This is a genomic window from Methylobacterium sp. 22177, from assembly GCF_052045615.1.
GTDB classification, from domain to species: domain Bacteria; phylum Pseudomonadota; class Alphaproteobacteria; order Rhizobiales; family Beijerinckiaceae; genus Methylobacterium; species Methylobacterium radiotolerans.
Genome location: NZ_JBQEPK010000001.1, coordinates 1 through 18,253 on the forward strand (window position 1 = coordinate 1; position 18,253 = coordinate 18,253).

Consider the following 18,253-nt stretch of genomic DNA (forward strand, 5'->3'; position numbering starts at 1 on the left):
GTCGCACCGACGTAGGGCTGGCCCGGGGTGTAGGTCACCCGGAACGGCTCGTAGTCCATGCAGACGTGGTTGGTGGGGACGTAGAACAGGTTGGTCTTCGGGGAGAAGGCCGCGGGCTGCTCGTCCTTCGACCCGAGGGCCGCCGGGCAGATGCCCTTGGAGTTCACGTCCTCGCCGTTCTGCTCGGTCGAGTATTTCGCCTGGACGAGCGGGCGGCCATAGTTCTTGGAGCCCTTGTCCATGTCGACCTTGGACGCCCAATTGACGGCCGGGTCGAACTTTTCGGCCACCAGCAGCTCGCCCGTGTCGCGGTTCAGCGTGTAGCCGAAGCCGTTACGGTCGAAGTGGGTCAGGAGCGGGGTCTCCTTGCCGTCGACCTTTTGATCCGTGAGGATCATCTCGTTGATGCCGTCGTAGTCCCACTCATCGTGCGGGGTCATCTGGTAGACCCACTTGGCCATGCCGGTGTCCGGGTTACGCGCCCAAATGGTCATCGACCACTTGTTGTCGCCCGGACGCTGCTTCGGGTTCCAGGTCGAGGGGTTGCCCGAGCCGTAGTACACGAGGTTCAGCTTGGGGTCGTAGGAGTACCAGCCCCAGGTGCAGCCGCCGCCGGTCTTCCACTGATCGCCTTCCCAGGTCTTCAGCGAGGAGTCCTTGCCGATGGGCTTTCCGAGCGAGGTGGTCTTCTCCGGGTCGACCAGGAGCTGGTCGTCCGGGCCTTCCGAGTAGCCGCGCCACACGCGCTTGCCGGTCTTCAGGTCGTAGGCGGTGATGGAGCACTGCACGCCGAACTCGCCGCCGGAGATGCCGACGAGGACCTTGTCCTTCACGGGGAGGACGGTGGCGGTGTTGGTCGCGCCCTTGCCCGGGTCGCCGTTCTTCACCGACCAGTTCACCTTGCCGGTCTTGGCGTCTAGCGACACGACGGTGGTGTCGGCCTGGTGCAGGATGAGGGCGCCGTCGGCGTAGGCAAGGCCGCGGTTGACCGTGTCACAGCACATGACCGGGATCACGGACGGATCCTGCTTCGGCTCGTACTTCCACAGGATCTTCTGCTCATGCTCAAGGTCGAGCGCGTAGACGATGTTCGGGAACGGCGTGTGCACGTACATCACCGAGCCGATGACGAGCGGCGCGCCTTCGTGGCCGCGCAGGACGCCGGTCGAGAAGGTCCAGGCGACCTGGAGATCCTTGACGTTCTTCGTGTTGATCTGGTCGAGCTTCGAGAAGCGGGTGTTCGAATAGTTCAGCCCCGGGAACGCCCAGTCGTTGGGGTTCTCCATCATCTTCATCAGGTCGTCGTTGGCCGAGGCCGGCAGCAGGGTGGCGGCATAGGCAACTGACGCCGCGAGGGCGATCTTTTTCATGAGCGTTCCTCCGTTCAGACGCCGCGGCCAGAATTCGGCGTGGCCACGCGTCATGTCACGCGTTATCGCCACTTTTCTATCCCTGAATTTCCTCCGTTCAGGTCGAAAGCGAGCAATGCAGGTCTATCAAGACCATTAGAGATTACAATAAGATTCTTCTAAGTGCGACAGTTTTTCTTGTGCCGTCAGCACATTTACTTGTTAAGGCATGGATAATCTACCCGGCAAGCGATGCGCTTTCCAGGACCAAGTAAAACCGGCTTTTAAAAAGATCTAAGATGCCAATTTTCTTCGATTATCGGCCTGTTACCGTTGACTCGAAGCTTGTTCTAGCTATCCTGACCTCTCCGACAAGTAAGACTGAGATCTAGCGAACGACTTAAGTTACCGCTCGGGAAGTTCGCTGGGTGCGGCGGGGTCTTCGGACCTCGCCGTTTTTTTTCGTTCGAGCACGACGAAACGCGCGCGAAATCGCGCGCGTGGGTCAGGCTCAGAGCGGCGGTTGGTGGGATCGCATCGGCACACGGCTCACGCAGGATCCCGGTGAAGGGATCGGGTTACGGGAGGTGCGCGGCCGGATGTGGGGACAGGCACAGCCCTACCCGCGCCCGGAAGCGCACGGTAGGAGCTATCGTCCGGGCGTAGGGCCCGGCAGTTGTCGGGGAGCTCCATCCCCATCCCACGTCCGGGAGAGTGGCTTAATCCACGGCGGCCGTCAATTCTGACGCAGGTGACAAGGCCGTGACGGCGCCAGTCCGCCTTTCGCGCCGCCCGGTCAGCCGTCCGTGAGCGCCGACGCGAGGAAATAGGAGCCGTAGGCGACGACCATGAAGGCAGCGGCGCCATCCAAAAGGAATGGCGGTACGCTTCGGAAAACCCCCGTTCGGCCCAACGTCGCCGCCAACGCGCCGATGATCGCGACGCCGAGCGCGACCCCGAGCGTCGCGGTCGCGGCCCCCTCACGCAGTGCGACGCCAAGCCAGACGACCAGGACTTCCAGCCCTTCCGTGACCAGCGCCCAGAACCCGACGCCGATGCCGGCCAAGTTGAGTGGACGCGGCCAGTTGCCGGAGAATACAGGCGGTTTCGGGCTGGTCCCGTCCCACTGACTAAGACCCTGGAGGAACTCCCAGAGCAGGTAGATCCCGAACGCCAGCAGCAGCGCGGCGGCGATGGCGTCGAGGAGATGCAGCGCGAACCGGTAGGCCGCAGCCTGTAACACCCAAGCCAGCACGGCGACGGCGGTTCCGCCGAGGACGCCGCCCAATAGGAGGCTCCGCCAACCGAAGCGGTAGGCTCCCGCGATCAGGACCGTGGCCGCGATGAACAGTTCGGTGAAGGTGACCTGGAAGGTGATGACCACGCCGAACCAGGAGACGTCGCCCATGCGCTCACCCCCGGAAAGCGACGAGGATCGCGCCGGCTGCGATCAGGCCGACGCCGAGCCAATTGGGTCCGGACAGCCGCTCCCCCAGGAACACGACCCCGAACACGGCGACGAGCACGACGCTGAGCTTGTCGATGGGTGCGACCCGCGCCGCATCGCCTAGCTTGAGCGCCCGGAAGTAGCACAGCCAGGAGCCCCCGGTGGCCAAGCCGGACAGGACTAGGAACAGGTAGGTCCGGCGGGAGACCGACGAGAGCGGCTCCCACTGGCCGGTCGCAATCAAGATGCCGCCGAGGACGAGCAGGATCACGGCGGTACGGACGAAGGTGGCGAAGTCCGAGCCCACCGCCTCGATGCCGACCTTGGCGAAGATCGCCGTCAGCGCCGCGAAGCCGGCCGAGAGCAGGGCCCAGGCCTGCCAGGACTGCAGCAGGCCCCTCACGGCGTTATCGGCTCGGGGCCGGCCGCCCGGTGGCGTTCCACGGCCGCCGCGATCATCGCCCGCGCCGCGGCCGCCGTGTCCCAGCCGGTGATTCGGACCCACTTGCCGGGCTCCAAGTCCTTGTAGTGCTCAAAGAAGTGGTGGATCTGGCTGCGGGTAATTTCCGGCAGGTCGGTATGCTCGTGGATGGCGTCGTAGCGGCGCGTCAGGCGTTGCGCCGGGACCGCGACGATCTTCTCATCCGGACCGTGCTCGTCTTCCATCAGCAGCACGCCGACGGGCCGGACCCGCAATACCGCACCGGGCAGAACCCCGCGGGTGTTAGCCACCAGCACGTCGCAGGGATCGCCGTCCTCCGAAAGGGTGTTCGGAATGAAGCCGTAATTGCCCGGGTAGCGCATCGGCGTGTGCAGGAATCGGTCGACCACGAGCGCGCCGGCGGCTTTGTCGAGCTCGTATTTGACCGGCTCTCCGCCGACCGGCACCTCGACCAGTACGTTGACCTCGTGGAAGGTCGGATCGCCGACTGCGATGGCTTCAAGCTTCACGTTAAAAACTCCTTCTGGGCCGGTTCAGGGTTGGGTGACGATCCAGACGGAGGCGAGCGCCAGGATCAGCAGGACGGCGACCGCGAACACGATCAGGGCGGTGCTGCCGTGACGCACGCGTGCGCTCGATCGCTTGCGCTCCCGCTCGGCGCGCCGCAGCGCGTCGACGTCGCTCAGTTCGGGGTCTGGGTCGTTGCTCTCGGGTCGATTGGTCATCGCGGCCTCCCTTGCCGGATTGTCCACGCCTCGCCGGAGGCGGCGGACGGGGTGTTGCCGGCGTACCGGCCGGGCTCACGTCGGCCCCATGCCCAGGAGGCCGCGCACCAGCGCCAGGGCCGCCAGGAGGCCGAGCAGTGCCGCGATCACGGAAGCGAGGACGTAGGCGAAGGCCGCCCCGGTCTGGCCCCGCTCGTAAAGCGTGATCGCGTCGAGCGAGAAGGTCGAAAAGGTCGTGAAGCCGCCGAGCACCCCGGTGGTCAGCAGCAGGCGCAGGGGATGCCCGCCGGAGCCGCGGAGCACGAAGCTCTCGGCGATGATGCCCATCAGGAACGAGCCAAGGACGTTGATGAACAGCGTGGCGACGGGGAACGTGACGCCGGGCAAGAGGCGCGACGTGGCGAGGTTGATTCCGTGGCGGATGGCTCCGCCGACACCCGCACCCAGGAATACGATCAAGAAGTTCACAGGTCGCCTCTCGTCACATCGAGCGAGGGCAACAAAAAACCCGCCTTGCGGCGGGTTGCGTCGGAAACGCTCCCGCCGCGAGCGGGCACGCGGTGCCCTCGCAGCAGGAGCCATCAGCCCTCACGGGCGGTTGTCGGGAAGCTCCATTCCCATCACACGCTAGCCCTTTAACAGCGGGCGATGCGAAGGGTCAATGACTTTCGGTCGCGGTTCGAAATCCCAGCATCCAACACTGCTCATCCAGTCCGCACGAGCGGCCGCTTTCCCCCTGCCTCTGCTCAAACGGACAAGCGGCTTTCGGCCAGCTTCGGCCTCGCCGTTAGGCGATCGGGATGACTGGGGTGGGTGGGACGCAGCTTGGCTGCTTTCGGTCGCAAGACGTTCTAAAGCGGACCTAGGATGAATCGCCGTCTCCGGATGGACGGTCCAACCCATCTCAGGGTCGAAGTTCGTTAAAGCCGGATGCCGTTTTCATCAGAGGCGATGCGACCGACGCGAAAGTGCGTTGCCTTGGGAGACAGAGTGATTCACGATCGCAAAGCCCCAATCACGCGACGTCTCGTGCTGGTCCGGCATGGCCAGAGCGTAGCCAACCGATCCGGTCTGTTCACGGGATTGCTGGACTCGCCCTTGACCGAGCAGGGTCGGATAGAAGCCGTGGCAGCCGGGCGGCGTTTGGCCGAGCGCAGCTGGCGCTTTTCCGATGCCTTCACCTCGACGCTGACGCGGGCCGTCGTGAGCGGCCGGCTTATCCTCGATACGCTCGGGCAACCCGGATTAATCCCTCAACGCTTCGCCGCGCTCGACGAGCGAGACTACGGCGACCTCAGCGGGCTCGACAAGACCGCCGCCGATGCGCGCTGGGGGGCGGAGCGGATCGAGACCTGGCGGCGCTCCTACGCCGAGGCGCCGCCGAACGGTGAGAGCCTGCGCGATACCGTCGCCCGCATCGTGCCATGCTACCTCCGATCCATCCTACCGGCGGTCATGGGCGGGGACGTGCTCGTCGTCGCCCACGGTAATTGCCTGCGGGCGCTCGTTATGGCGCTCGACGACCTCAGCCCGGCGGAGGTCGAGCAACTCGAACTCGCGACGGGCTCCGTCAGGATCTATGAGTTTGCTGCGGACACGACGATCGAGGCCCGCTGGATCGACGGTTGAATCCGCCTGTAGGCCCCCAAGAATGGGTCGCCTCACGCTTCGAGGGGATCCCCATTTGATCTAATTAAGTGATTGGAATTATCTAATCATTCCGTTGGAGTGAATGAAAGGGAAGTGGGATTCTCCGGCATCACATCGGAGCCACCCATGTCCGCCCCCAGACTTGTCTCCCACCCTCGATCGATGCGTGCCCTGGCCGGCACGAGAGCCATCCTTCCAGGACTGGGCCTCTGCGTGGCAGTTACCGCCGCAGCGGTCGGCTTCGAAGCCGTCGAGACGCACCTGTTCGGTCGCGCTTGGCTCGAAGCCCTGGTGCTGGCGATCCTCCTCGGGAGCGCGATCCGCACCGCCTGGACCCCGTCGCAGCGTTTCTTTCCCGGCATCGCCTTCGGGGCCAAGACCGTGCTGGAGATCGCGGTCGTAATGCTAGGCGCGTCGCTCAGCCTCGCGACGATCCTCGCCGCCGGCCCGGGCCTGCTCTTCGGCATCGCGGGCGTCGTCGTGGTCGCGATCCTGTCGAGCTACGGCATCGGCCGGGCGCTCGGACTGCATTCGCGCATGGCGATCCTCGTCGCCTGCGGCAACTCGATCTGCGGCAACTCGGCGATCGCCGCCACCGCCCCGGTGATCGGCGCCGACGGCGAGGACGTCGCCGCCTCCATCGCCTTCACCGCGGTGCTGGGCGTGCTGGTGGTGCTCGGCCTGCCGCTGCTGGTGCCGCTGCTCGGCCTGTCGCCGATGCAGTACGGCGTGCTCGCCGGCCTCACCGTCTACGCCGTGCCGCAGGTCCTCGCCGCCACCGCGCCGGTCGCGGCGCTCAGCGTCCAGGTCGGAACCCTGGTGAAGCTCGTCCGGGTGCTGATGCTCGGGCCGGTCGTTCTGATGCTCTCCCTCGGCGCGAGCCGGCTGCGCGAGGAGACCGACGAGGCCGCCCCCGGCGTCACAACCGGCGACCGCCCGGCCCCCGGCGGCCTCGCGATCCACCGCCTGGTGCCGTGGTTCATCCTCGCCTTCCTGGCGCTCGCGGGACTCCGCTCGGCCGGGCTGATCCCGCAAGTCGCGCTCGCGCCGATGTCGGAGACCGCCAACGTGCTGACCGTAGTCTCGATGGCGGCACTCGGCCTCGGGGTCGACGTGCGCAGCGTCGCCAAGGCCGGGGCGCGGGTGACCCTCGCTGTGGTCGCCTCGCTCCTTGCCCTCGGCGCCGTCAGCCTCGGCCTGATCCATGTGCTCGGCCTCGTCTGATCCACGCTATGGCATCGATCCGACCCCTTGATGGAAGAATTGCCGTGACACGTTCGTCCCAATCTTCATCCGAGGCAGTCGCGCAGGCGACGGGATGGTTGATGGGGCCGGGTCGCGAAGCGGTGGACGCGGCAGCCCTTCTCGATGGGTTCAGTGCGTGCCTCTCGGGGCTTGGCCTGCCGCTGGCCCGCGCCACCACCCACGCGCCGACCCTGCATCCGTCGTTCCGGTGGGTGATGCGCGTCTGGCATCCAGGAACGTCGAGCCTAGCCCTGCGTCGCCGCCACGGCATCGAGGGCACGCCGACCTTCCACGGCAACACCGTCGAGCACGTGGTCGAGACGCGGACCCCACTCCAATGCCGTCTCGACGGGGATGGGCCGCTGCCGTTTCCCGTGCTTGGCGAGCTTCGCAACGAGGGTCTGACCGACTACCTCATCGCGCCGCTGCATGCCGCGCGTGGACGCATGGGTGCCGCCTCCTGGGCCACGGCGAGACCGGGCGGCTTCACGCCGATCGAGATCGAGACGTTGCTAGCGCTGGTCGAGCCGTTCTCGCTGCTGTTCGAAATCAAGGCGCTCGACGACATGCTTGGCGCGGTCCTGAGCGCCTATGTCGGGCGCGACCCGGCGCGGCAAATCCTGGCCGGCACAGTGCGGCGCGGCGACGTACGCCTCATGCGGGCCGCGATGATGCTGACCGATCTGCGCGGGTTCGGTGAACTGTCCGACCGGCAAAGCCCCGACCATGTCGTGGCCGCCCTCAACCGGATGTTCGATGCCATCGTGCCGGCCGTCGAGGCGGAAGGCGGCGAGGTGCTAAAGTATATTGGTGACGGGCTGCTGGCCGTGTTCGATGCCGATCGCGACGAGGCCGAGGCGCGCCGTGCCGCCTTGCGTGCCGCCGAGGCCGCACTCGATGCGCTTGCGACCCTGCGCGACGGTGACAGGGCTGCCTTTGAGGTCGGCGTCGCACTTCATGTTGGGGAGGTCGCCTACGGCAATATCGGCGGCGGCGACCGGGTCGACTTCACGGCGATCGGCCGCGATCTCAACGTGCTCGCTCGCGTCGAGCGCCTGTGCAAGACCTACGACACGCCGCTGATCGCCACCGACACCTTCTTCCACGGCCTGGCGCATGCCCTCGAACCGCTCGGCATTGTCGCCCTTCGCGGTTTCGCCGAGCGTCACGCCTTGTTCGGGTGTCGCAGGACCGCGCCTGTCGAAGCACCGGCGGTCTGACGTCGAGACGATATCTGGCACCACCGGCGCGGAGATCCAAAATTCTCAAATCATCGCATTGGGAGATCGTTCGCATCGCGAAAGACCGTTGGTGGGAGTTAAACGCATCCCGTAGCATCTCCCTAGTCGCAAGGAATCGCCACGGGTCCGGTGCCCTCGAACGCATCGACGCCGACGAACTTTGAAGGGAGAGACCATGCACGGATTGGAAAGACCGACGAACCGCCGCCTCCTGTTGGGCGGGCTCGGGCTCGGCAGCCTTGCCGCCGCGATGCCGGCCTGGGCCGCGGGCTCGGTGAAGCTGCCGCTACCCGGCGGCCCGGATGTGCGGGATCTCACGACGGCCTTTCCCGGCAAGGGCGAGATGATCCTCCAGCGTACCCATCCGCCGCTGCTGGAGACGCCGTTTGCGGTGTTCGATGAGGGCGTGTTCACCCCCAACGACCGCTTCTACGTGCGCTGGCACTGGGCCTCGATCCCAACCGAGGTTGATGCCGGCACCTTCCGTCTCAAGGTCCACGGTCATGTCGAGAAGGAGCTCTCGCTCTCCCTCGATGCCATCGCCGGCCTGCCGCGCTTCGAGATCGCCGCGGTCAACCAGTGCTCGGGCAACTCCCGCGGGCTGTTCGAGCCGCGGGTTCCCGGCGCGCAATGGGCCAACGGCTCGATGGGAAACGCCCGCTGGACCGGGGTGCGCCTCAAGGACGTGCTCGAAAAGGCCGGGGTGAAGGCCGGTGCCGTGCAGGTGCGCTTCAGCGGCCTCGATGAGCCGGTCGTGGACGACGCGCCGGACTTCAAGAAGTCGCTCGATCTCGACCACGCCAACGACGGTGAGGTGATGATCGCCTACGCGATGAACGGCGAGCAATTGCCGCTTCTCAACGGCTTCCCGCTTCGCCTCGTGGTGCCGGGCTGGTACTCGACCTACTGGGTCAAGATGTTGTCGGAGATCGAGGTGCTGGACAAGCCCGACGACCAGTACTGGATGAAGACCGCCTACCGCATCCCGGACGTGCCGGGCGCCAACATCAAGCCCGGCCAGACCGGCTTCAAGACGGTGCCGATCAACAAGATGGTACCGCGCTCGTTCGTCACCAACCTGCAGGATGGCGCCAAGGTGACGGCCGGCGCGCCGGTGGCGTTGCGCGGCATCGCTTTCGGCGGCGATTGCGGGGTGAAGGCGGTCGACTTCTCCGGCGACGGCGGCGCGACGTGGTTTCCAGCACAGCTCGGCGCGGACGAGGGCCCCTACAGCTTCCGCCGCTTCGAGGGCAGCCTGCCGGCGTTGGCCGCCGGCACCCACACGGTGAAGGTCCGCTGCACCAACACCAACGGCGTCGCGCAGCCCACGGACCGGGTCTGGAACGGGGCCGGCTTCATGCAGAACGGTATAGAAACCGTGTCCTTCCAGGCCGCTTGAGGAGAACAGCCATGACCCCGATCCGCTCTGCAGCCCTCAGCGTCGCGCTCATACTGTCTCCCCTGGTGGCGCTCGCCGCCCCGGCTCCCGAGCCGATGCGCTTCACCTCGCAATCGATCGAGATGCCGACCTCCGACCGGATCTTCCCCGACGGGCCCGGGGCCGAGGCGGTCAACAACAACTGCCTCGCCTGCCATTCGGCCGGGATGGTGTTGACCCAGCCCAAGCTCACGAAGGCGCAGTGGACCGAGACCGTGAACAAGATGGTCCACATCTACAAGGCTCCGGTCGATCAGGCCGACGTGCAGACCATCGTCGACTACCTCACGGCGTTGAAGCCGACCCCCTGAACTCCCGAATCCCGAGGCCGCCGCGTTTTTTCGCCGGCCTCGGGGAATAGACCGCCCTCGCTGGCATCTCCTTAAGGCGATGCATGGCCGGACCGGTCCCGCACGACGCAATCCGATTTCGAACCCGCCCGCACGGCTGGCCCCGGCCGCCGAACGAGCGCGCATGCCCAAGAGACCCGCTTCATGACCCATATCCGCACCAGTCTCCGCGCCTTCCTCGCCGGAGCTGCCTTGCTTCTCGCCCAGGGCCAGCCCGGGTCCGCCGCTGGTTTCGACGGCGCGATCAAGAACAACGCCTTGGCGCTGAACGCTGCCGGGACCGTCGCCGCTGTATCGAACAGCGAGGAGAGCGCCGTCGTCGTCTACGACGTCGCCAAGGGCACGGTGCTGCGCCGCCTCGACGGCTTCGTCACGCCGCGCAACATCGTGTTCGCGCCGGACGGCGCCCGCTTCTACGTCTCCGACAGCGGCACCGGCCGGATCACGGTCTACGAGACCGGCACCGGCAAGGAAGCCGGCGTTCTCGCCGCCGGGCCCGGGGTCTTCGGCACCGTGCTCTCGGCCGACGGGGGCAAGCTCTACGTCAACAACGAGGCCGCGAGCACGCTGACCGTGTTCGACACCAAGACTATGCTGGCAGATGCCGTGATTCCCGGCTTCGCGCAGCCGCGCCAGGGCGTGAAGCTGTCGCCCGACGGCAAGACCGTGTTCGTGACGAACTTCCTCGGCGACAAAATCACGTTGGTCGATACCGCCACCAACAAGATCACCGGCGAGATCGCTGGGTTCGACAAGCTGCGCGCCATCTCGATCACCAAGGACGGCAAGACGCTGTTTGCCGCCAACAGCGGCCGCAATACCATCGGCGTGGTCGATATCGCCGCCCGCAAAGTCACCTCCGAGGTGGAGGTGGGCAAGGACCCCTACGGAGCCGCACTGACACCGGACGGTCGCTTCGTCTATTCCGGCAACCTCAAGGACAACTCACTCTCAGTGATCGACACCGGCACCCTCAAGGTTGTCGCCACGGTGACCGGCCTGAACGAGCCGCGCCAGGCGATCGCGTTCTCGGCCGACAACGCCCGCGCCTACGTCCTCAACCGCGATCTCAGCGTCGCCGTGGTCGATCGCGCGAAGAATGCGGTGGTCTCGACAATGAAGCCCTGAGGCGACGCGCGCCGGGGGCCTTATCGCCCCCGGCGCGTTCTCGTCGTCGACATGTCAAGTACGCAGGACAAAGACCCCATGCTCCGCCTGTTCCAGCGCAAGGACCGCCTCATCGTCCACGGAAAGGCGCCCTACAACGCCGAGCCGCCGCTCGATCGCCTGCGGGCGGCGTTCCTCACCGAACAGGCCGACTTCTACGTCCGCAGCCACGGCGACATCCCGGACCTCGACGCCGACAGCTACCGCCTGACGGTAGATGGCATGGTCACCATGCCGCTCGAACTCTCCCTCGCGGAACTCAAGGCGCGCTTTGCGCACGCCACCGTCACGGCGGTGATGCAATGCGCCGGCAACAGACGGGCCGACATGCTGGCGGTGGCGCCGGTCTCCGGTGACCCGTGGGCGCCCGGTGCCATCGGCAACGCGGAATGGACCGGCGTGCGGCTCGCCGAGGTGCTGCGCGCGGCCGGCATCGATGCAGATGAAGAGCGCTACGTCGCCTTCGAGAGCCACGACCGGATCGCGGACACGGACACGCGCTTCGGCGCCTCGATCCCGCTCGCCAAGGCGCTGGCGCCCGAGACGCTGCTTGCCTTCGCGATGAACGGCGAGCCTCTCGCCCCCGAGCACGGCCATCCGTTGCGCGTGGTGGTGCCGGGATTTGCCGGCATCCGCAGCCCGAAATGGCTCGCCCGGATCACGGTGCAGGACCGGCCCTCCGACAACCCGATGCAGGCCGACGACTACAAGCTGTTTCCGCCCGACGTGACGGCCGAGACCGCGGACCCCGCCCACGGCATCACCATCGAGGCGATGCCGCTCAACAGCGCGATCTGCGAGCCCGCCCGCGGCGCGGCGTTGAAGGCCGGCCGGCACGCGATCCGCGGCTATGCCATCGCCAGCGACCGCGCGGTCGCCCGCGTCGACGTCTCGACGGATGGCGGCCGCAGCTGGGCGCAGGCCCGGATCGACCGCGATGCCGACGCGCCCTACGCGTGGACATTCTGGGAGATCGAGCGCGAGCTGACGGCCGGCGAGCACGAACTTGCGGTGCGGGCCTGGGACTCCGCCGGCCAGACCCAGCCGGCCGCCCCCGACGACACCTGGAACTACAAGGGCTACCTTAGCGCCGCATGGCACCGGGTGCGGGTCACCGTGGCCTGATCATCACGCCCAGAGCAAGGCGGTGGCCGCGAGGCCCGAGATCGCGATCAGCAAGGCCGCGATCCCGATGGTGAGGATGCGCGGCATCATCGGGATCTCGGCATGGGCGAGACGCGCCCGGATCGCCCGGTCCCGCCATGCGGCGCCGGCGAACGAGGCAAGCGCGCAGCCGATCAACGTGAGCGACAGCACCTTCAGCGGCCAGACCGCCAGCACCTCCCGCAGGAAGCGCTGCGCGGCCAAGCCGACGCCCAGAAAGGCGAGCCCGGTTCGAAGCCACGCCACGAACGTACGCTCGGCTGCCAGCACCGTCCGGTCCTCGGCGAGCCTCACCCGCGGGTCGTCGGGGGGCACTGGTTTCGCGGGCTCGCTCATTTGATGTTCGCCGTCGCGATCAGGTCGAGAAGCGCGTCGGCGGCCCGGCTGCGGTAGCGCTCCTTGTGGCGCAGCACCCGGAACGGCCGGCTCGGTAAGTCGAACGCCGCCCGCACCAGGGTCCCGGTTCGAAGCGCTGCGGCGACCACGGTCTCGGACAGGACGGCGGCCCCGCCCCCGGCCTCGACGGCGGCGCGCACTGCCTCGTTCGAGGGCAGTTCGAGCATGACCCGGAGCTGGGCCGCGGCAAGGCCGGCCGCACCCAGGGTCGCCTCGAAGGCCGAGCGGGTTCCCGATCCCGCTTCGCGCAGCACCCAGTCGGCCCCGGCGAGGTCTTCGGGTGCGAGTGCAGCCGCCCCGGCGAAGGGATGGTTTGGGGCGACCACGAGGACGAGTTTGTCCTGGGCGATGGTCGTGCTTGCGAGCGTCGGGTCGTCCAGCGCCCCCTCGACGAAGCCGAGTTCGGCCTGCCCCGCGCGCACCGCGTCGGCGGCGTCGGTGGTGTTGCCCACCGCCAACCGGATAGCGATCTCAGGGTAGGCCCGGCGGAAGGCGACGAGGTGGCGAGGCAGCCAGTCGCTGGCGATGGTCTGGCTGGCAAAAAGCGCCAGCGTCCCGCGTCGTAGGCCGCTGAGGTCGGCGAGCACAAGTTCGGCGGCCTCGGCCCGGGCGAGCACGGCGCGGGCCTCGACGAGGAACACGCGCCCTGCTTCGGTCAGCTCGATCCCGCGGCCAACCCGGTGAAACAGCTTCGTCGCGTGCCGCCCCTCGATGTTGGCGATCGCCGTGCTGACCGCCGACTGGACGAGGTTCAGCGCCTCGGCGGCCCGCGTCACGTGCTGTCGCTCGGCCACCGCCACGAAGATGCGAAGCTGATCGAGGGTCATGGCTGCCGACGATCCGGCGCGAGGCCGCGGACGTGCGCATCGACCGCCTGCGCGACGGAGAGCAGCCGGGCCTCGTCGGTGCGGCCGGTGACGACGTATGACATGCCACCATCGACCCAGGAGAAGGCAGCGATGTCGCCCTCGCGGGCGAAGCGGAAGAGCGTGCGGCCGTCGCCGTCACCGACGCGGCTGTAGAGCGTCAGCCGGGTGCCGCGGTCGTCGTCGTACATCAACATCGCCGCGGGCTCGGTGCCGGCCGGCAACAGGCGCCCGCCCATCAGCCGGAAGCCCTGCGCCGAGAGGTCGGGGGCCGCGACCGCGTGACCGAGACGCTTCGAGAGCCACGTCACGAGGTGGGGCTTCTCGTCGGCGCGCACCTCCACCGGATGCACCGCCTCGACCACGAAGGTGCGGAAGGCTGCGACCGCGTCCTGCGTCGCCGGTGCCTCCGCCACCGCCGCCGCCGCGGGCACACCGTGCAGGGCATGGCCAACCCAGCCGCCGGCACTGCCGAGCGCGAGGCAGAGCACGGCCGCAGCCGCCATGGGGAACCAGCGTGCGCCAGGGTACAGGTGTCGCGAGCGGATGTTGGCCACCCGCAGTCGCGCCGGGATCGCCTCCTCGGCGATCGGCGCGAGGCGGGCGCGCAGGCGCTCGCGCAGAACTCGGTCCGTCGAGACTTCAGCCGCACGCGCGGGGTTCCCCACGAGCCACGCCTCGACCAGCGCCTGCCGCTCCGGTTCAAGGCGGCCGTCGATCAGGCCGTGCAGATCGTCCTCGCCGACCGGGCGCGGATCCCCGCTCATTTAACCCTCCTCAGCAGGCCTGTCCGGCCCGTCTCCACAAATCCGCGCATCCGCGTGCGCGCCCGGCTCAATCGTGACATCACCGTGCCGAGCGGCACCCCGAGCACCTGTGCCGCTTCGGCATAGGACAGGTCCTCCACCGCCACGAGGAGCAACACCGAGCGCTGCTCCTCGGGCAGGGTGTCGAGCCCTGCGAGTACGTCACGGGCTCCCAAAGCTGCCCCCGGGTCGGCGCTCGGATCGGGCACCTGCTCCAACGCTTCCGCGCCGAGATCGGCGCCGCGCCGGCCCCGGCGTCGGACGGCGGCGAGGAACAGGTTGCGCTCGATCGTGAACAACCACGCCCGCAGGTCGCCGTCGCGGCGACGCCCGGACCAGGCGGACAATGCCCGCTCCAGGGTGTCCTGGACGAGGTCGTCCGCCGCTTCGCGATCCCGAAGAAGCGCGACCGCGTAGCGCCGCAGGGCCGGGATCTGCGGTTCGATCAGGGGGGCGATCTCGTCCAACGACGTGTCCCAATCAGAGGGAGCCGATCCGGGCATTCACCGATCAGGGCTTTGCGATGTGCCACGCACCGTTGAGGAAGCCGTCACCGGTGGTGTCGCCCGGCTTGGTGTCCTTGGCGAAGGTGTAGAGCGGCTTGCCCTTGTAGGCCCACTGCATCGTGCCGTCGTCCCGGGTCACCGTCGTCCAATCGCCGGAGGCCGCCGATCCGGAGGCAGCCGTCAGGGCCGGCCAGTTGGCGGCGCAGGGGCCGTTGCACATCGACTTGCCGCCCATGTCCTTGTCAAAGGTGTAGAGGGTCATGCTCTTGGCATCCACGAGCGCCGGCCCCTTGGCGGTCTCGGCCGTCATGGCGGGCGCGGCGGCCTGGGCGGCCACGGCGGAGAAGGCGATAGCCGCGAAGGCGGTGCGGATCAGCAGATTGCGCATGGGTGAAGTCTCCCGCGGTCGAGCATGACCGCATCGGGAGGGATGCGAAACGGGCGCCTTTATTCCGCTGACACACGAAAAAAGGCGATCCCATCGGCGCGAACGCTTTTTCGGCCCCGCCGCGGAATAAAGGCGGTCCTCTGGCATCCCTTCCATTGATACCGGATCGCGAGGAGGCCGCATGCGCGGAGCACTGGGATTTGCCGTGACGTCGGCGCTGATGGCGAGCGGCCTCGTCGGCGGCCGGATGATGATGCGCCCGACGCTGGCCGCCAGCGAGCCTCCGGCCGCGTCGTCAACGTCGTTCGACGCGATGATGGCGCAGTCGATGACGCGGATGCACGCCGACATGATGGTCCCGCCCTCGGGCGATCCCGACCGCGATTTCGCCGCGATGATGATCCCCCACCACGAGGGCGCGATCGCGATGGCCAAGGCGGAGCTGCTCTACGGCAAGGATCCGGTCCTGCGTCGCCTCGCGCAGGGAATCGTCGTCGAGCAGGGCCAGGAGATCGATGTGATGCGCCGTGCGCTCGCCAGTCTTCCTAAAGCGCCGCAGCCATCGACTGGTGCGGCCCATTCCCACGACCACAGTGCAGCCCCCGCCGCCATGCCCTCGGAGACCCGCCGATGAAGACCGCCCTGACTATCCTCGCCCTCGCGCTGCTCTCCGGCCCGGCGCTCGCCGGGCAGGCCCCGGGCGCAGCTTCCGCCCCGGACGTGCCGGTTAGCGGCAAGGATCGGTTCTACACCTCCGACCAGTTCTCCAACACGGTCTCGGTGGTCGATCCCGCCGCCAACACCCTGCTCGGGGTGATCCGGCTCGGCGACCCGACGCCGATGAACCTGAGCCCGCTCTATCGCGGGCAGCTTCTGGTTCACGGCATGGGCTTCTCGCCGGACCACAGGACCCTGCTCGCGGTCTCGATCGGTTCGAACTCCGTGAGCTTCATAGACACGGCGACCAACGCGGTCCGCCACACCGCCTATGTCGGCCGCTCGCCGCACGAAGCCTTCTTCACGCCGGACGGCCGAGAGGTTTGGGTGAGCGTGCGCGGCGAGGACCATATCGCGGTGCTCGATGCCGCCACCGCCAAGGAGACCCGCCGGATCACCGTACCGAACGGGCCCGGCATGACGATCTTCTCGCCGGACGGCGCCTACGGCTACGTCTGCTCCAGCTTCAGCCCCGAGACCGTCGTCATCGACACCAAGACCCACACCATCGTCGGCCGCGTGAAGCAAGAGAGCCCGTTCTGCCCCGACATCGCCGCGACGCCGGACGGCAAGCAGGTGTGGTTCACCCTTAAGGATGTCGGCCGCACCCAAGTGTTTTCGGCGCGTCCGCCCTTCGCGCCGCTGAAGACGATCGAGACCGGGCCGATCACCAACCACGTCAACATCGTCTCGACCAAGGCCGGCCAGTTCGCCTACGTGACGATCGGCGGCCTGAACCAGCTCAAGGTGTTCCGCACCGACGACTTCTCTCAGGTCGCCACCATCGCGACCGGCGCCCTGCCGCACGGGCTCTGGCCCTCGGGCGACGGCAGCCGCGTCTATGTCGGCCTGGAGAACGCCGACATGGCGGCGGTGATCGACACGGCGTCGAACACGGTGATCGCTGAGGTGCCGATCGGGCAGGGTCCGCAGGGCGTCGCCTACGTCCCGAACGCCGTGCCGGAGGGCGACGGAAAGCAGAACCTCCAGCCGCTGGGTGCTGCCGGCAAGACCAGCGCGCTGACGCTCACCGGTTCCGATGACAAGCCGGCGACGCAGGTCACCCTGTTCGACCAAGGCGTGCTGCAAACGCTACAGGCCGCGGTCACAGGACTGCCCGCGAAAATGCCCTTCGTGCTGGCGCTCGCCGCCAATCCGAAGGGAGCGACCGGCCTGGAGCCGCTCGCCGCCTTCATGACCAACCCGGCCGGCGCGGCCATCGTCAACGCGATCGGCCCGATCCGACAGGTCACCCGCACGGATGCCGGCGCTAGCCGGCGCTACCTCGTGGTGGTCTCGGGCAAGCCCGGTGAACTCGGCAGTGTCGTCCAGATGCAGACTGTGGATTGATCGAGTGGGGGGCGCTAGTTCGGAAGGCGAACACTCATAAGAGTACCTTGGCGGCGCGAGCCCAGTTTCGATGTCTGCTTTCGAGAACGACGTCGGACTGCTTCTACGGCGCAGTTGGGTCGATAGGAGGCTGTCCGCTTTTCCAGCGGGCCTACTCCAAAGCGGTCATTCCGTTTTCGGCCACAACCGGGCATGACAACTGTCCGTAACGGGATCGCTCTACGGACACCCGTCAGGCACTGCCGCGATCTCTGCCCGTCCAGGGAAGTCGCCGTCTCATAGGACCCGTACGCTGATCCTTTCGATGAGGGAGCCCTAAACGTACACTTCCGGTCATGACGACGATTCTGATCGGCTACGCCCGCTGCTCGACCGACAGGCAGGACCTCGCGGCTCAACGCGCTGCGTTGGAGGCGTTGGGCGTCGAGCCGGACAGGATCTACACCGACCATGGGCTCACCGGCACGAACCGGTCCCGTCCCGGTCTGGACCAGGCGCTGGCCGCAACGCGGACAGGCGACACGCTCGTGGTGCCGAAGCTCGACCGCTTGGCCAGGTCGGTGCCGGACGCGCGGGCGATCGCCGACGCACTCGTCGCTCGCGGGGTGAGGCTGGCCCTCGGCGGGAGCGTCTACGATCCGGCGGACCCGATGGGGAAGATGTTCTTCAACGTGCTGGCGACCTTCGCTGAGTTCGAGAGCGACCTGATCAGGCTGCGTACGAAGGAGGGCATGGCGATCGCCCGCTCCAGGGGCAAGCTGCGGGGCAAGCAGCCCAAGCTGTCGGCGAAGCAGCAGCGCGAAGTCCGACGCATGCACGGCGCCGGGGAGCACACGATCGGCGACCTGGCCGACTTGTTCTCGGTATCCCGCCCAACGATCTACCGAACCTTGGAAAGGTCATTGCCCGAGGGGTGATAAGGAGCGACTTCCCGGTCTGTGCCGGACCGCAATTCGAGGTTGTGCCGGGGACGGACGTCCGGTATCGCCGACGACCGGTCAAGCTT

At 67.5% G+C, this 18,253-nt stretch carries 21 protein-coding genes and 2 riboswitches; of the genes, 10 read left to right on the forward strand and 11 right to left on the reverse strand.

The window, feature by feature from the left end; all coding sequences use genetic code 11:
* The 6 genes from ACTJK8_RS00005 to crcB form a co-directional block, all read right to left on the reverse strand.
* Window positions 1-1,370, reverse strand: a 1,370-nt coding sequence (locus ACTJK8_RS00005; protein ID WP_440761324.1) for a PQQ-dependent dehydrogenase, methanol/ethanol family, incomplete at its 3' end; no start/stop codon positions are given.
* Window positions 1,371-1,985: 615 nt separating this feature from the next.
* Window positions 1,986-2,055, reverse strand: a riboswitch (Fluoride riboswitch).
* Window positions 2,056-2,145: 90 nt separating this feature from the next.
* Window positions 2,146-2,757, reverse strand: a complete 612-nt coding sequence (locus tag ACTJK8_RS00010) for a hypothetical protein (protein WP_210033473.1) — start codon at window positions 2,755-2,757, stop codon at window positions 2,146-2,148.
* A 4-nt stretch (window positions 2,758-2,761) separates the two neighbouring features.
* Window positions 2,762-3,199, reverse strand: coding sequence for an EamA family transporter (locus ACTJK8_RS00015; protein WP_210033468.1), 438 nt, complete (start codon window positions 3,197-3,199; stop codon window positions 2,762-2,764).
* Window positions 3,196-3,747 (reverse strand): inorganic diphosphatase, encoded by a 552-nt coding sequence (gene ppa / locus ACTJK8_RS00020; RefSeq protein ID WP_210033466.1) that lies wholly within the window; start codon window positions 3,745-3,747, stop codon window positions 3,196-3,198. Before ppa ends, ACTJK8_RS00015 begins: the two co-directional genes overlap by 4 nt.
* Before the next feature lie 24 nt (window positions 3,748-3,771).
* Window positions 3,772-3,963 (reverse strand): hypothetical protein, encoded by a 192-nt coding sequence (locus ACTJK8_RS00025; RefSeq protein ID WP_210033464.1) that lies wholly within the window; start codon window positions 3,961-3,963, stop codon window positions 3,772-3,774.
* A gap of 75 nt (window positions 3,964-4,038) precedes the next feature.
* Window positions 4,039-4,431 carry a fluoride efflux transporter CrcB gene (gene crcB, locus ACTJK8_RS00030; RefSeq protein WP_210033462.1) on the reverse strand — a complete coding sequence of 131 codons (393 nt, stop codon included), beginning with the start codon at window positions 4,429-4,431 and terminating at the stop codon, window positions 4,039-4,041.
* A 97-nt stretch (window positions 4,432-4,528) separates the two neighbouring features.
* Window positions 4,529-4,591, reverse strand: a riboswitch (Fluoride riboswitch).
* A gap of 386 nt (window positions 4,592-4,977) precedes the next feature.
* Here crcB and ACTJK8_RS00035 point away from each other — a divergent pair.
* From ACTJK8_RS00035 to ACTJK8_RS00065, 7 genes are all read left to right on the forward strand, one after another.
* On the forward strand, window positions 4,978-5,592 hold the full coding sequence (locus ACTJK8_RS00035) for a 2,3-bisphosphoglycerate-dependent phosphoglycerate mutase (protein ID WP_193375331.1): 615 nt from the start codon (window positions 4,978-4,980) through the stop codon (window positions 5,590-5,592).
* A gap of 183 nt (window positions 5,593-5,775) precedes the next feature.
* A complete protein-coding gene (locus tag ACTJK8_RS00040; RefSeq protein ID WP_047170696.1) occupies window positions 5,776-6,837 on the forward strand; it encodes a YeiH family protein in 1,062 nt (353 codons plus the stop codon).
* Between the two features lie 101 nt (window positions 6,838-6,938).
* Window positions 6,939-8,078, forward strand: a complete 1,140-nt coding sequence (locus ACTJK8_RS00045; RefSeq protein ID WP_440761325.1) for an adenylate/guanylate cyclase domain-containing protein — start codon at window positions 6,939-6,941, stop codon at window positions 8,076-8,078.
* A gap of 196 nt (window positions 8,079-8,274) precedes the next feature.
* Complete coding sequence (locus tag ACTJK8_RS00050) at window positions 8,275-9,498, forward strand: molybdopterin-dependent oxidoreductase (RefSeq protein ID WP_007557757.1); 1,224 nt, start codon at window positions 8,275-8,277, stop codon at window positions 9,496-9,498.
* A gap of 11 nt (window positions 9,499-9,509) precedes the next feature.
* A complete protein-coding gene (locus ACTJK8_RS00055; protein WP_007557755.1) occupies window positions 9,510-9,848 on the forward strand; it encodes a c-type cytochrome in 339 nt (112 codons plus the stop codon).
* A 183-nt stretch (window positions 9,849-10,031) separates the two neighbouring features.
* Window positions 10,032-11,015: a beta-propeller fold lactonase family protein gene (locus ACTJK8_RS00060; protein ID WP_210033460.1), complete on the forward strand. Its 984-nt coding sequence runs from the start codon at window positions 10,032-10,034 to the stop codon at window positions 11,013-11,015.
* Window positions 11,016-11,093: 78 nt separating this feature from the next.
* Entirely contained in the window at window positions 11,094-12,179 is a 1,086-nt protein-coding gene (locus ACTJK8_RS00065) for a sulfite oxidase (protein ID WP_007557751.1), read from the forward strand.
* A gap of 3 nt (window positions 12,180-12,182) precedes the next feature.
* On the opposite strand, the gene ACTJK8_RS00070 is transcribed toward ACTJK8_RS00065, so the two are convergent.
* From ACTJK8_RS00070 to ACTJK8_RS00090, 5 genes are read right to left on the reverse strand one after another with little or no spacing between them, the layout of a single operon-like run.
* Window positions 12,183-12,554 carry a YidH family protein gene (locus tag ACTJK8_RS00070; RefSeq protein WP_007557749.1) on the reverse strand — a complete coding sequence of 124 codons (372 nt, stop codon included), beginning with the start codon at window positions 12,552-12,554 and terminating at the stop codon, window positions 12,183-12,185.
* Complete coding sequence (locus tag ACTJK8_RS00075) at window positions 12,551-13,441, reverse strand: LysR family transcriptional regulator (protein ID WP_007557747.1); 891 nt, start codon at window positions 13,439-13,441, stop codon at window positions 12,551-12,553. The genes ACTJK8_RS00070 and ACTJK8_RS00075 overlap by 4 nt, the downstream gene beginning before the upstream one ends.
* Window positions 13,438-14,247, reverse strand: coding sequence for an anti-sigma factor family protein (locus tag ACTJK8_RS00080; protein ID WP_007557745.1), 810 nt, complete (start codon window positions 14,245-14,247; stop codon window positions 13,438-13,440). Before ACTJK8_RS00080 ends, ACTJK8_RS00075 begins: the two co-directional genes overlap by 4 nt.
* Entirely contained in the window at window positions 14,244-14,753 is a 510-nt protein-coding gene (locus ACTJK8_RS00085; protein WP_007557743.1) for an RNA polymerase sigma factor, read from the reverse strand. The genes ACTJK8_RS00080 and ACTJK8_RS00085 overlap by 4 nt, the downstream gene beginning before the upstream one ends.
* A gap of 43 nt (window positions 14,754-14,796) precedes the next feature.
* Entirely contained in the window at window positions 14,797-15,180 is a 384-nt protein-coding gene (locus tag ACTJK8_RS00090; RefSeq protein ID WP_007557741.1) for a COG4315 family predicted lipoprotein, read from the reverse strand.
* Window positions 15,181-15,361: 181 nt separating this feature from the next.
* Here ACTJK8_RS00090 and copM point away from each other — a divergent pair, with 181 nt between their 5' ends.
* From copM to ACTJK8_RS00105, 3 genes are all read left to right on the forward strand, one after another.
* Window positions 15,362-15,814, forward strand: coding sequence for a CopM family metallochaperone (gene copM / locus ACTJK8_RS00095; protein WP_007557739.1), 453 nt, complete (start codon window positions 15,362-15,364; stop codon window positions 15,812-15,814).
* Window positions 15,811-17,247, forward strand: coding sequence for a YncE family protein (locus tag ACTJK8_RS00100; protein WP_007557737.1), 1,437 nt, complete (start codon window positions 15,811-15,813; stop codon window positions 17,245-17,247). The genes copM and ACTJK8_RS00100 overlap by 4 nt, the downstream gene beginning before the upstream one ends.
* A 335-nt stretch (window positions 17,248-17,582) precedes the next feature.
* Window positions 17,583-18,164, forward strand: a complete 582-nt coding sequence (locus ACTJK8_RS00105; RefSeq protein WP_440761326.1) for a recombinase family protein — start codon at window positions 17,583-17,585, stop codon at window positions 18,162-18,164.
* The last annotated feature ends 89 nt before the right edge of the window (window positions 18,165-18,253 follow it).